This is a genomic window from Chloroflexota bacterium (assembly GCA_026706485.1).
Taxonomy (GTDB): Bacteria; Chloroflexota; UBA11872; order UBA11872; family UBA11872; genus JAJECS01.
Genome location: JAPOYR010000010.1, coordinates 333,285 through 346,249, shown reverse-complemented (window position 1 = coordinate 346,249; position 12,965 = coordinate 333,285). Strand labels below are relative to the sequence as shown.

14 protein-coding genes and 1 pseudogene are annotated in these 12,965 nt (G+C 66.6%); 1 reads left to right on the top strand and 14 read right to left on the bottom strand.

The genetic code is table 11. The annotated features are described in order from the left end of the window. Nucleotides 1–103 precede the first annotated feature (103 nt). Entirely contained in the window at nucleotides 104–499 is a 396-nt protein-coding gene (locus OXG79_09180; GenBank protein ID MCY3783943.1) for a VOC family protein, read from the bottom strand. Beyond that, nucleotides 496–786, bottom strand: a complete 291-nt coding sequence (locus OXG79_09175) for a helix-turn-helix domain-containing protein (GenBank protein MCY3783942.1) — start codon at nucleotides 784–786, stop codon at nucleotides 496–498. Before OXG79_09175 ends, OXG79_09180 begins: the two co-directional genes overlap by 4 nt. A gap of 191 nt (nucleotides 787–977) precedes the next feature. On the opposite strand from OXG79_09175, the pseudogene OXG79_09170 reads away from it, so the two are divergent. Beyond that, nucleotides 978–1,121, top strand: a pseudogene (locus OXG79_09170) (IS5/IS1182 family transposase). Nucleotides 1,122–1,253: 132 nt separating this feature from the next. Here OXG79_09170 and OXG79_09165 read toward each other — a convergent pair. The 12 genes from OXG79_09165 to OXG79_09110 form a co-directional block, all read right to left on the bottom strand. After that, nucleotides 1,254–1,514: a hypothetical protein gene (locus tag OXG79_09165; protein MCY3783941.1), complete on the bottom strand. Its 261-nt coding sequence runs from the start codon at nucleotides 1,512–1,514 to the stop codon at nucleotides 1,254–1,256. Nucleotides 1,515–1,541: 27 nt separating this feature from the next. Next, nucleotides 1,542–3,521, bottom strand: a complete 1,980-nt coding sequence (locus OXG79_09160) for a transglycosylase SLT domain-containing protein (GenBank protein MCY3783940.1) — start codon at nucleotides 3,519–3,521, stop codon at nucleotides 1,542–1,544. After that, a complete protein-coding gene (locus OXG79_09155; GenBank protein ID MCY3783939.1) occupies nucleotides 3,518–3,766 on the bottom strand; it encodes a hypothetical protein in 249 nt (82 codons plus the stop codon). Before OXG79_09155 ends, OXG79_09160 begins: the two co-directional genes overlap by 4 nt. Nucleotides 3,767–3,928: 162 nt before the next feature. Next, nucleotides 3,929–4,720: a hypothetical protein gene (locus tag OXG79_09150; protein ID MCY3783938.1), complete on the bottom strand. Its 792-nt coding sequence runs from the start codon at nucleotides 4,718–4,720 to the stop codon at nucleotides 3,929–3,931. Nucleotides 4,721–4,765: 45 nt separating this feature from the next. Then, nucleotides 4,766–5,032 (bottom strand): hypothetical protein, encoded by a 267-nt coding sequence (locus OXG79_09145; protein ID MCY3783937.1) that lies wholly within the window; start codon nucleotides 5,030–5,032, stop codon nucleotides 4,766–4,768. A 41-nt stretch (nucleotides 5,033–5,073) separates the two neighbouring features. Continuing rightward, nucleotides 5,074–5,424, bottom strand: coding sequence for a hypothetical protein (locus OXG79_09140; GenBank protein MCY3783936.1), 351 nt, complete (start codon nucleotides 5,422–5,424; stop codon nucleotides 5,074–5,076). After that, on the bottom strand, nucleotides 5,424–5,909 hold the full coding sequence (locus OXG79_09135) for a hypothetical protein (GenBank protein ID MCY3783935.1): 486 nt from the start codon (nucleotides 5,907–5,909) through the stop codon (nucleotides 5,424–5,426). The genes OXG79_09140 and OXG79_09135 overlap by 1 nt, the downstream gene beginning before the upstream one ends. Then, nucleotides 5,896–6,417, bottom strand: coding sequence for a hypothetical protein (locus OXG79_09130; GenBank protein ID MCY3783934.1), 522 nt, complete (start codon nucleotides 6,415–6,417; stop codon nucleotides 5,896–5,898). Before OXG79_09130 ends, OXG79_09135 begins: the two co-directional genes overlap by 14 nt. Nucleotides 6,418–6,428: 11 nt before the next feature. Next, nucleotides 6,429–7,613 (bottom strand): hypothetical protein, encoded by a 1,185-nt coding sequence (locus OXG79_09125; GenBank protein ID MCY3783933.1) that lies wholly within the window; start codon nucleotides 7,611–7,613, stop codon nucleotides 6,429–6,431. 2 nt (nucleotides 7,614–7,615) lie between these two features. Beyond that, the gene (locus OXG79_09120; protein ID MCY3783932.1) at nucleotides 7,616–9,103 is read right to left on the bottom strand and encodes a hypothetical protein; all 1,488 of its coding nucleotides are present in this window, start codon (nucleotides 9,101–9,103) and stop codon (nucleotides 7,616–7,618) included. A gap of 2,142 nt (nucleotides 9,104–11,245) precedes the next feature. Then, the gene (locus OXG79_09115; GenBank protein MCY3783931.1) at nucleotides 11,246–11,671 is read right to left on the bottom strand and encodes a hypothetical protein; all 426 of its coding nucleotides are present in this window, start codon (nucleotides 11,669–11,671) and stop codon (nucleotides 11,246–11,248) included. Nucleotides 11,672–12,056: 385 nt separating this feature from the next. Beyond that, a complete protein-coding gene (locus tag OXG79_09110) occupies nucleotides 12,057–12,962 on the bottom strand; it encodes a hypothetical protein (GenBank protein MCY3783930.1) in 906 nt (301 codons plus the stop codon). Nucleotides 12,963–12,965 lie beyond the last annotated feature (3 nt).

The window sequence follows — 12,965 nt, the reverse complement described above, 5'->3', positions numbered from 1 at the left end:
ACCTCCTGGCAACCGTCAAGTCGTGGCTTCCGTTCTTGGGCGCGACACGTTGCGATCGGCGACCGGCCACGTCCCACGGGGCTGGTGGGACTGCTCAAGATCGTTACGGTTGAGGTTTCTCCTCTTGGATCTGGATCAAGTTGCCGCATGTATCGTCGAATATCGCCGTAACGACTGTCCCGAGGTCGGTTGGCGGCTGTACGAAGCGCACACCTTTTTCCACGAGACGATCGTGTTCGGCTTGCACGTCGTCGACCGCGAAGGAGGTACTGGGGATGCCGTCCGCCACAAGCGCCTCCACGAACGGGCGGACCGCGGGATGGGCATCAGGCTCGAGCAGAAACTCCGTCCCCTCCGGGTCTTCCGCGGATACCACCGTAATCCAGGCGTACTCGCCCAAGGGAATGTTGTGCTTGACCTGGAAGCCAAGCGTTTCCGTGTAGAAGCGAAGCGCCTTCTGTTGGTCGTCCACGAAGACGCCGGCCAGGTTGATCCTCATCGTTCCAATCCCCTTTCGTCAGTCGAGATCGGCCAACGCTCCGCGATGGCCTTCAGCGGGCCGCCCACAAACCAATGGAGCTTCGATCGCCCCTCGCGCCTCGTGCGAATCAGCCCGGCGGCCTCCAGGACGTCCAAGTGTTGCGTGATCGCCTGCCGTGAGGAGTTGATGCCGTGTTTCATGGTCAGGCGTGCGCAAATCTCGAAGAGCGATTGCCCCGACCGGTCGACGAGCTCATCCAGGATGGCTCGCCTGGTTGGGTCAGCGATCGCGCGATATACGTCCACACGACCAGCCTAAGGCAAGTGTTCGTTTGCATGTCTGCGGCCTACGATAGGCAAGAGCACGCTTGCATGTCAACGATTCAACGTCACCCGCCACAGCCTTGAGGGGCTAGGAAACCTCTGATTTAATCGCGGGTCGCGGCCCGTCGGCAGGGCCTATGCTCAGGGGTGACCGATCGCCGGTGAGGGCCTCGATGCATCCCCAGCGCTCATTTGCCGATGTGGAGTATGACGGACAGCCGCGCCAGACGCGGCGGGAGCGCTTTCTGCGGCGCATGGACGTGCTGCTGCCGTGGGCGCGGCTGGAAGCGCGCATCCGCCCGGTCTACCCGACCGCGCAGGGCCCATCGCGGCCCCGCGTCCCATCAGACGGGCGGATTGATCCGGCACGGCGTCCCAGGCGACGGTCTCGGCACCACACGAAAGCCCCGGCGCTGAGCCCCCCAGTTTCGGTGGAGGTCCCGCTCCTGTCAGGTGTCTCGCCGGTGTGTAGCCAGTACCGCTAGTCCGGCCGTGAACACCCCCGACCACGATCCAAACCGTGCCCGAACTGACTTATCCAGGGCCGCCAGCGCGCCTGCGGCTACGGCCACGCCGGCCGCGCCGAGGAGTTGCGTCCCGAGCTCGTACACCTCGGGGCTCTGGACCGCAACCACAGCCCCAGGTACGCCGCCCGCCACGAAGGCGGCAGCGACCACGCGCGCGAAGCGCCGCACGACACCCCATCTCATGCTGTAGGTTTCCATCCTGTCGTCTCCTTATGCCGCCTCTGGGTCGTGATAGAACCGCTCAGCGGTCATGACCCGTTGCCAATCCTCCGGGCGGAACGCGTCTTCACCGGCTCGCCGCGCCGCCTGGATAACCGTGCCAAGCTGCCCTAGCGCGGCCATCTTGCGGGTGTGGTTGGCGTCGCGGTCCTTACGCAACGCTTCGAGTTCCTGAGTACTGGCCATGTCCACTCCTTCCAGCACGTGATCCGCGTAGCGGTAGCCCTGAGCCCGGAAGCCGCCGTTGGAATTGCGGCCCGTGTTGTAGTCCGCCAGGGCCTCGCGGTAGTTGCCGCCGCGGTGGTCCAGGTGCGCCGCCATGAGCCGGGCGGCATATTCCAGCGACGCGAACGGGTCGAACGTCTTCCCCCGCATCGCTGGATGCCAGCGCGGAATGATCTGCGCGATCCCCTCCGCTCCCGCCGTGCTGATCGCCTGCGGGTTCCAGCCGCTTTCCACCGTGACTTGCCGTCGGAAGACCGCTGGGTCATAGCCAACCTCCCGCGCGTAGGCGTCGGCGTACAGGCGCAGCGGGTCGATCCGCGGCCCCTTCACGCGGAACGTCTCCGGGTCGACCACTCCGCCCGGCGACGCATCCATATGCACGTGGTGCCCGGTGCTGTTCCCGGTCGAATCGCAACGACCCAGAGTCTGGCCGGGCTCCACGCGGTCCCCGATGGCTGGCGCCGGTGTCTCGTCGAAGTGCAGGAAGCGCCAGAGCACACCGCTGGTGTCCTGCATGGCTACCGCATTGCCGTACGGCCAGCCGTCGCGCTGGGAGGGATCACGCGTGCTCGGGTGGTCGGTCGTCCAGACTGCCGTGATCGTCCCTGCCGCCGGCGCCTTCACCGGCTGGCGGTACACCGAGCGATATGCGAGAGCGATGTCCAGGCCGCCGTGCCGGTAGCGGCCGCGGTCCGTGTCAAACACATCCGTGACCCGGATCGTGCCGTCGAGGGGTGGCACGAGCGCACGTGGTGACGCGAGAGTTTCTTGTGGCGTCTGTCCAACGACGGGCGCCGGCGCCGGCCCCTCGTCCAGTACGGCGATTCGGGTCCCCACCGTCGCGTCGAGATCGCGAGCGAGATCCGCGTTGGCCTCCGGCGCGAAGTCCCCCCAATGGCCGCCACGCTTCTGCCCGATGAACCAACAACATGCCGCAGCTTGCGGCAACGCCGTCGCGACGGCGCGCATGGATTCTTGGAGCCATCCCGTGCGGTAGTTGTGCGCGGGCCGATTCGGCGGGTCGGTGCCACGCGCCGCCGTGTTGTATTCGGTGATCCAGACGGGGAGATGGTCGAGCCCCAGCGCGCGGTGAGTCTCGGCCCAGGTCTCGGCCACGTTCAGCCCGAATCGCCAACCCAGCTCATGGCGGGTCTGCAGGTCGTCAGTCACCGTCAACCGTGGATTGCCGTAGACGTGAACGCTTAGCACGTCTGGCGGCCCAGCCACTCGTCGCCAGGCATCCAGTTGCACGTAGTCCAGATCGGCCCACGGCGATCCCTCCGGCGAGATCCCGGCCGGGGCGCCTAGACGGTTTGGGTGAAAGGTGGCCACCGGAACGCTCGCCAGCCGCGCCTCGGGCAACGTCTTCCGGCACTGCGCGACGAAGGCCAGCGTTGCTCGGTCGACGCTGCGCCAGCCGCTCGCGCTCTCGAGTTGCGGCTCGTTGCCCGGCTGGAGGATCAAACGGTCACCCAGATGGCGCAGCCGGTGCAACTCCCGCAGGCCGGCGACGTACGCCTCGACCTCGTCGCCAGTCTCCGGATAGGACTGCCCCTGCCGCCAGTCCACGCGCAACAGGATCGAGCTGGCCGGATGCCGTCCCGCCAGGCGCTCGACGCGCCGCATGGCCGGGCCCGGATGATGCGGATCATCGGCAGCCCGACCGTGCAGATAGCACAGCTCCACGAAGGGCGTGCCGTCGGGATACTGCCGGTCCGGATTGGGCCAATGCAGACCGACTCTCATCGCAGCACCAACGCGAGTACGCCGCCGCCCACGCTGGTGAGGGTCAGGCCCACCAGCCCATAGACTACGGCCCGGACGGGGCGGAACTCGGTCCGCGTGACATAGGCCTCGTGCACGTGGGCCTCGTGCGCGGCGAGGTCGGCGCGGAGGTGCGCGATCTCGCGGAGCAGCTGCAGCGTCCGTTCGTCGATCCGCGCCAGCAGGTGACCATTGCCATTCAGCGACGTTCGAGATTCGGTGGGCATCACGACACCAGCAACCCGCTGCCGCCCATCCAGAGCTTTGAGGCGGTGTAGTCGTTGTCGATCACGGCCTGCCAGGACCCATAGGGACTGAGTGCTTTTGCTCTGAGGCGACCACTCCCGCCATCCTGTGCGTGCGCGGAACCTGAGTCGGCCGCCGACCGCTCACGCCGCTCCAAGGTAAGTTCCGTCGAGACCGTATGTGAACACCTTGCGGCGGAAGTAGTTGTTGTCAGCTACCCGCACGAACCGCCCATCCCACGAGACGCCGGCTGGGTTGGTGTTGCGCCGGGCCTCCTCGCCGGGCACGTCGGTGAGGTCGAAGTCGTCGGCGGACGACCGCTCCCATCTGTCTGTGAACCCGTACATCATCAAGTCTCTAGAGTCCGCCACCAGGAACTTCGAATTCACGAACACGCCGCCGGCGATGTTGTCCGGGCCACTGGGCAAGTTGATGGTCGATCCAGACGCCACTGGCGGCTGCGCCGTGGTCCAACGCCGCACCTGCCCATCAGTTCGAACCACATTCAGCAGATCACTGGCCCAGATCACCGCTCCCCAGCGTTGGCCGGACCCTGAACTGAGGTTGCGCTTCGTTCCCAATGTGCCTGTTGGCGACAGCGACACGAGATCCGAACGCCTCACGTTCGCTTCGTTCCCACTGGCGTCTGGGGTGCTCTCCGTGAGCAGCCAGTAGAGGGAATTGGTTTTGTCCCACGTTAAACCTTGGACGATGCGCCTCACTTGGACGCTGAACGCTCCCGAGGGGACGACGACATCAGCAGACGGCACGCGGCGCCCGCTGCGGTCGAACATGTACAGGCGGCTGGTGCTGGCGATGGCGTAGTGCGTCCCATTCCAGGTCAGCCCCGACGTTTGGACGCCCGTGTAGAAGTCGAGCGCATCCGGCAGGATTTCTTGCCACCCTTCCGCGGTCTTTTCAAACAGTTGCGCCACGTCGTCCCATCCTTCAGTGCCCTTAGATGCGATTGGCCACATAGGTCAGCGCGTTATCCACAGGTCGTCCACCGCCCCGTCAGAGGCCGTAGGCGCGTTGTCGCTCACATGGATGCGACGGATAGCAGCGTCGGCCAGTTTGTCGGCGGTCACGGCGCCGTCGGCCAGCCGGTTCGTGGTGATCGCGCCATCGGCCGACAAGCTATTGAGCCGCTGGTTGAGGTCGATCCCGTTGTCGACGACGTCTTGGTTCCAGCGCGCGGCGGTGACGAGATAGCCGGTGGCGCGGGAAACGGGGCTAATCCAGGCCATGGAAACCTCCAGGAAATGTCGTGGATGCCACCGGGCCGCGGCTACGCGTCGAGCAGGGCCGCGAGAGCCTGCGGCGTCGTGGCCGCGGCCACCGCGGCGTCGATGGCCGCCAGCTCGTCGGCCTTGGCCGACCTGAACGCCTGCTCCAGCCATTGGCGCCGCAGCCGCGCCTGCAACTCCTCGCGCACCTGCGCACGGTCCAGCGCGGGGCCCACGGAGCGCTCCGGCAGCGATTCGCCACTCGCCAGGATCGCCGCGTGCAGCTTGCGGCTATCCGGGTCGTCCGCGTCGGCCGTCGTCGGAATCCACCCATGCACGGGGTGATTGATCTCGCAATCGATCCGGCCGTCCGAAAGTCGCTCGGCGTTGCGCACGCCACGGGGCAGCGCCATCAGCTAATCCTCACCCACAGCGTCACGCCGTCGTCCCACGGACTAAAGTCACCGCCGCCGTCCGTGGAATAGCCCATGCACCGCCAGGTGCCGCTGACATGGGCCGACGATGACAGGCCGCTGGACGCCGACGGGTTGAGGCTCGACCCCGCCCGTGTGCTGCCCGGGGCGTTGGTGGCCCCCGCGGAAACCTGCCGGGCGAGCATGTAGCTCCCGATCGCGTCGTAACTGAGCAAACTCGCGGCGAGCTTATCGCCGGTGACCGCGCCGTTCGCGAGCTTCGCACTGGTCACGGCACTAGAGCCCAGCTTCGCACTGGTGACCGCGCTGTCGGCCAGCTTGGCCGTGGTGATGGGGCCGCCACCGGCCTCCAAGCTTGTCACCCGATCATTGAGGTCGACCCCGTTGTCGACGACGTCTTGGTTCCAGCGCGCGGCGGTGACGAGAAAGCCGGTGGCGCGCGAAACAGGGCTAATCCAGGCCATGGGAACCTCCAGGAAATGTCGTAGCGAATCCGTGGGCGTGGTTTTCGCGGCGCAGCATGTCGATCGTCTCGCCGCGGTCGGGGAGCCAGTGCCGGCGTTCGGTCATCGCCCGCAGGATCGGCCGGCCGTCGGGACCCAGGGCGGGCTGGCCGTTGCGGGTGTCCACCACCTCCTCGACCCTCGCGACCAGGAGTTCCTCGGCGGCGGCGATGTCGGCCGCCGGTGGGTCCACCACGGCGAGCCAGCGGTCGCCGTGGGGCCGCGGGCATTCGGGATTGAGGCAATAGGTCACCCCCGCGCCCGGCTCGTGCAGCTGCTCGTTCGGGCACCAGGGGCAGCCCACCTGCCAGCCGCCGAAGGCGATGTGCGCCATCAGCGGCGGGTCCAGCTCCACGGCCGGCGCGCGCGGCGGCTCGAGCCGCAGCTGCTCCGCCGCCGTTTGCAGGTAGTCCTCGACCGATACGCGCGCCTGGTCCGACGCGGTGCTGATGCGATCTCCGGCAATCATGAACAACTCCTCTAGAACGACAAGCGGGTCGTTTGGCCCAGCTCCGACGCGCCCACGATTCCCAGCCGCCAGTACGTCAGGGCCGAGGTGGGCGAGAGCCACCACTGGGTGGTCCAGCCCGTGTGGGCGCGGCGCCGGTGCTGGATGCCCTCGATGTAGAAGTCGGCGTCGATCCCCGCCGGCGGCCAGCGCACGGTCACGCGGTCGCCGATCTCGCGGCCCAGCGCCTGGGGAAACATGGCGGCGGGATTCGCCTCCGGCCGCAGGGTGATGGCCCGCAGCCGCATCCCCGGCTCGGCCCACTGGCTCACGCGGTACTGGGCCAGACTGCGAGCCTCGAGGTCGCTGGTGAGCGGCAGGTTGTTCAGGGTCTCGGAGCGCACGCCGTAGGAGTCTTGCGACGTCTCGTTCTCGGCGGTTTGGGGCGTGCCGCCGGTGCGGGTCACGCTGGCATCGTTGACCACGCGCACGTCCGTCATCTCGAAGACCGGATCGGCGAAGGGCAAGGCGGGCACGGCGCCGCGAGTCGCGGGACCGAAGACGGCGTGGGCGGCGCCGCCCACCGTGCGGGCGGCGCGGTCGTGGAAGGCGAACCGGCCGGCCCCGTCGATGAAGGCATAGCCCTGCTCCGCGGTGAGCACCTGGTTGAGGTGCTCGCGGGCCGCCACCCGGTCCAGGGCGCCGCTCGCCGTCACCGTCATCTGCCCCGCGTCGAGCTGCCGCGCGCCTGCGGGCCAGTCGATGTCATCCAGAATCTGCCCGATGCGGGCTCCCGACAGACCCTGGACAAAGCCCGCCGTCTCGAGCTGGCGGGTGGCCAGCAGCTTCAGGCCGTCATAGGCCGTCACGGTCACGATGGATTGGCCGGGGGTCACCGATGGTTCCCAGGACTCGATGAAGCCGGTGAACAGGGGGTAGACCACGTTCTGCCACACCGCCTCCACACGGGTCTGCAAGCCGGGGCGGATCTGCCGGGTTGGCATGCCACCGGATGTGTCCGGCCAGAGGTCGCCGGCGGCGTTGTCGAGCGTGAGGGTGAGACGTCCGGACTGCACCGCGTCGCGCTCGAACTGGCGACCGCGGCGAATCTGCAGCTCGTGCGTCACGGCCTGGAGTTCAGTGAATTCCGGCGGCGTGTGGTTCCAGTCGTTGGTGAAGTCGATCAGCACGCGCATCGTGGGCAATGCAGGGGCCATGGTTAGCTGAGCCCCAGGGTGACTTCGCGGCCTTGCAGCCGCAGCAGGTCGCCGAGCACCGCCTGGCTCAGGACCTCGCGGTCCAGCTCGATGCGGATGATGGTGGGGCTGCCCGTGGCCCGGTGGGGCACGATGTGCTCGCCGCCGTGGGCCAAGATCAGCTGCGGCGCGCCCAGCGGACCGGGCACGGTGCCGCCGCCGGCGAACTGCGGGATGTCGAAGCCCAGCGAGCTGGCCGAGGGCCCCAGCCCGAAGGAAAGGCCGTGCGCGCTGCCGGCGAAGAACAGCCGCAGCAGCGCCAGCTTTTCCGCAACCGAGCCGGGGGCGCCGAGCTGGCCCAGAACCTTGCCGAGCTCGTGGGCTCGGTGCTGCGGGTTGAGATCGCCCATGTCGGCGCGTTCCACGGCGACGCGGTAGGCCAGCGACATAAGTTGGCTCAGGGCTGCCTGTGCGGAGCCGCCCCCCGAGCTTCCCGAGCCCCCCGAGCCGGGCCCGCCGCCGCCTTGGACTCTGGCCAGCTCGCCGAGGCGCCCAATCACGCGGTCGACCTCGGTGTCGGTGGCGTCGCCCCACACGTGCACGGCCGCGGCGAGCTCGCCCCAGGCGCTGGTGGCGGGATCGAGGCCCGCCCGGCGCATCAGGTCGAGCACCTGGGTGGTCGAGTCGCCGGTCAGGCCGGCCGCCAGCAGCGCCTGCTCGGCGGTGCCGGTGCTGAGGGCGAGGCCGTCGGCAGCGAATCCGGCATGGTCCATGGCGCCGGTCACGCCATCGCCGCCGTAGCCGCTCCCCATGGTGTCGGCGAGATTGATCGCGACGTCACGGATCTGCAGCAGCGGGTGCTCCAGCTCCCACAGCTCGAAGCTCGCCCCGCCGACGGCGTCCTGCATGCGGAGCGCGGAATTGGCGGTGTGCTCGAGTTCGTTGCCCATCGTGTTCAATTCGCCGCCGGCCGTGTTCTGAAAATCCTGCAACTCGTCGGCAACCTGCCCTAGCTGCGAGCCCGGGCCTTCATAAAACGGGTCCCACATTGGCCCGGCGTCTTGCGACCACTCAGGGCCGGCGCCTGTAGCGTCCGGCAAGCCTGAGGTCCAGAACGGGACTCCGTACGCCGGGTCCCATATCGGCCCGGCGCCTTGCGACCACTCAGGGCCGGTGCCTGTAGTGGCCGGCAAGCCTGAGGTCCAATCCCGCGTGTCGGCCATGCTCTGCTCGAGGCTCCAGGCGCCGCGGGCGAGGCCCTCGTCAGTCTGGCGTGGGACTTGGCCCTGCTTTCTGTAATCAGCCCACGGGCCGTCCACTTCGGCGAACGGTTGGTTAAACCCACTCGTATAGGGGGCGTAGTTCTGAGCCTCGTTCAGGATGGCCCGCATCGCTGGGTGGTTCGCGCCGAGTGCCATTCGGTCCAGGGCATCTAGGTCGTCAGTGATCACGTCGACGGCGCGTGCAGCAACATCAAGCTCCTGCCCGGGCCCCGACCAGATCTTGGTCATGTCCGTGATTACTTCCCCAGGATCACGGTTGCTCCCGTACGCCACTGGTCGTGCCATCGTTGTCCACCGCAGAAACTCCTCCGGTCCCATGTTCATTGCTTGCGCGGCAAGTGACGCGTCTTTTTGCGGCATAAAATCCACTGACTCGCGATCAGCGTAGTCAAGCCCTATTGCGACACTTCCGCTAAAAATCTCTTCGAAGTTTCTGAGAACCGTGGAGGGATCAGGAAGTGACGCCGGTGGCGTGAACTCCGGGTCCCTTTCTGCTCGACCGGCGTCAGCAAGTACCTTGAAGGTGTGTGCGCGATTCTCGGCCTCAATTGCGGCTTCTTCGGCCATGTGCTTATACGCCGTCGTAGTGGCGGCCATCGCAATGATGCCGGGAAGGCCGGCAACTCCCCCAGCAGCCAGCCCTAATATGGTCTCGATACCAGTCCCTATGCCCAGACCCAGTAATTCCCGAATCTCGTCCTCATCCATCTGCGAATTTCCTTTAGTGGCACGTCCGGCACGGACCCGCGTTTCTCAAGGCCACTTCTCAATTCCACGATGTCGGTATGACCCGAGCGTCCTGGCGCATGGATCACGACCGACCCAGGCAGACCTTACGTATAGGGCTTGCCGAAACCCACATTTACATAATGTTGACAGCATGGGAGAGATGCTTGGGGAATCGTGGCGATCAGCGTGGGGAAGTTAGGGAGAGGCGCCGCTCGCCTCGACCTCCGGGGTCGGTATCTGTCGCTTGCTAGATGCGATCTCTCACGCGCGAAATGGCGCTCGCAAGGTGGTCGCGCAGACGGTGGTGGAGCCGCAGCCGGATGGACCGCAGGGTAAGCCAGAGCAGCGCGCACAAGCCGGCCCAGAAACCAGCAACTATGTACCAGTGGGGCGTGTCCGAGGAGGCGCTAAGGAGGGCGTAGAACGGAGCGAGAAAGATTCCCAGATGGAACGCCTTTTCCCAGCGCCTAGCCCAAAAGCCGCGCGGCGCACTGGAGGTGTATGGCGCACCCCGGCGCCGTGTACCCGCAGGCCGTTCATCCCTTGCCGCATGGCCAGCTGCAGGGAGCCTGGGTGGCCCAAGGCCACGGAAAGGATCTGGGTCCATAGGGAGAGAATACCGCACAGCCGCAGCAGCTTTTGCACGCGGCCGGACCACTCGGACGGCTACCGATCTACGGGCACCCTGCGTGTAGGGACGGTGGAAACCCTCGTTGACATAACAAGGCCTCACCTGCAGACGGCGTAGCGTTTAGCGGTAGCAAGCACTCTTGCGTCCTGCTGGTGTGGTACGGCGCCGAACCTCATCACATCAACAGCTATCGCGCGTTGGGCCTTTGCCAGATAGTCATGTAGTCACTGCAAGTAGGGCTCCGCGCCTTCGAGGACCTTCGCAGAAAAGACGCTGGACCTCCGATGCGCCGTCGAGCTATCGGCGACTAGTCGTGGTCAGGCCGGGATTATTCGCTGCGTTCTCTTTGCCGCAGACGCGCCTTGAGTCGGGCATTCTCGGCGGCGAGGCGATCGCGTTCGTCTTGCAGGGAACGGTCCGGCCGATGTGTCGCCGTCTGCCGGGTCGGGGACAGGGAGTCCTGCTCGCGTCGTGTGGATCGGGCCGACCGTTCCCGACGACCGATGAGGTATCTGGCCAAGATAAACAGGCCGATCCCTGCGAAGTAGATCCCTACGCCCCAGCCTAGAGAGCCTGTTGCGAGAACAGTCACGGGATGGACGACGAATATTAGAAAAAGGACGGCACCCCACTGCCAAGTCGGATAGCGCCGCTGGAACCCCCAAGGCCGTTTGAACTTCGGGTGGTTCAGCGACGATCCGCTTGGGCCAATGTCGTCACGCCATCGTGGGTCCATGTAGTGAGGATACACGGCTGCCGCTAAAGCCTTGACGCGGCTGAACCACTCGGACGGCTACCGATCGACGCGCACCCTACGTGTAGGGCTCGCTAAAGCCCACATCGACATAATGTTCGCGTATGCGTCAGAGCGAGGCGCCGTGAGACCCATTGGGGCTGGGCGTGCTGGATCGGCTGTGCGCGCAGGAGCCGAGCCGTTGATGCTCAGGCCGGCAGGGCTGGTTCGCTAGGAGGAGGGCGAGCCGCCTGAGCCCCTCGAACGCGAGCGTGTGTCAGCGATACGGTTGCGGTCGGATGTGGTCGAACTGTTCGATGGCTGTGCGGCTGCGCGGGTGCTGGTCACCGGCGCGCGCCTGATCGACATCCGGACCGTGGGCATGCGTCCCGAGCATGTGGGACGGAGATGCGTCTGCCACGGCACGTCGGTCACGCCAACGGGTCAGGATTCGGCGGACTCGCGGAATCAGCCAATGAGCGGTCAGGATGACCGCAACGGTCACGATGAGGATCCTTCCTCGTGTTTCCTCTTCCAGCGATCCCGTGAACAGCGAGAAAAGCGTATAGCCCACAGCAGCGGCCACGAACCAACGTACGGCGCGAGCATCCTCGTTCTTGGAGGCCATCCACCCCGGATCCGGATCGCTGCGGGGATCTCGGCGCGGCCCGACCTGCTTGAGCCAGAGTGGATCTTTATGCATAGGCCGAGCGTACTACAGAGCACGTACGCGCGTGGCGGCCTGCGCGTTTCTCAGATCCACCGTGTCAGGCCGCATCAAGCACCTGTACACCAGGGCGTTTTCCTGATCTGCCTATCACCTACGTATCGGGCTCGCCAAAACCCACGTTGACATAATGGCTGGGCACTGATGATGACCACGATGTTCCGGAATTCGTGAAATCCGAGCCTTTGCTCGACGAATCTTGGTGCTTGCCGCGTGCGTCCTCAGCGGCCCGTCGAACGGCCATTGGTTGTTATGGGATCCAGGCGATCGCGTGCCTCAGCCAAAGCCGCAGTCGATGTTCGGTTTGCAGTCGCACCGTTCGAGAACGCTGGTGAGCGCGTCGCGGTCCACCGGTCGTCGGCTATGGCCGTGGCCGGCTCCGCCCGGCCTCGTCGCTGCCCAGGTTTGTGCGCGTCGCGCCGTGCGCATCGAGAAAGACCAACGATGAGCCCGAGGCGGTGACGACCAGGCCGGTGCGCGTCTCCCCGGCGACATCGTTGATGGCGATGCCCGCGCCCGCCTCGTTGAGTTCCAGACTCAGGCGCTCCGCGTCGCTCGCGTTGTGGAGGGCGACGGTTGGCCCACTCGTCGTATAGCCCAAGCGGATGCGCGGCGCTTTGTTCGCGTCGTAGAGAAAGACCTGCGGTCCGGCGTCGCCCGACCCGATGGCCAGTCGCTGTGTTTCCCGCGAGTTCAGGAAGACGAGACCGGGGCCGCCGTCGTTGCTCGTGGAGACGAGGCCCAGGGCCGCGCGCGGGCGCCCGGCCCGGTCCACCATGCCAAGGTGCGGCAGGCCGCTTTCGGTGATCCTGAGCGAGGCGCCGGCGTCGTTCGTGTCCGGGCCCGGAGCCTTGACCGTGAGCTCGGGTCCATCGGTGGTCACGCCGACGAATACCTGGGACGTGCCGCGGTCATCGAACATCCGCAGCACCGCGCTCTTCGCCTTCGGCGTCCACCAGGCGGAACCCTGGGCGCTGAGCATGGGATGGACCGCGTCAAGCGATGCCGCGGGGGCGTCTTCGAGAGCGCGCACGCGCGGCTCCAGGGCCGCGGCGCCGGTGGCGGCGCCCTCCCGCTCGGGGTATGCGGGCGGCGATGGCCTCCAGTTCGGGAATGCGCGCGGCGATAGCCTCGAGTTGTCCACCCGCGCGGTGGCGTCGGCGAGCTGTTGCTGCAAGCCCATGGCTACGACCAAGGCGACGGCCGCCAGGGCAATGGCGCCCAGCGGCACTCCAATTGATCCCACAAGCTGTAGACGGCGATTCATCGC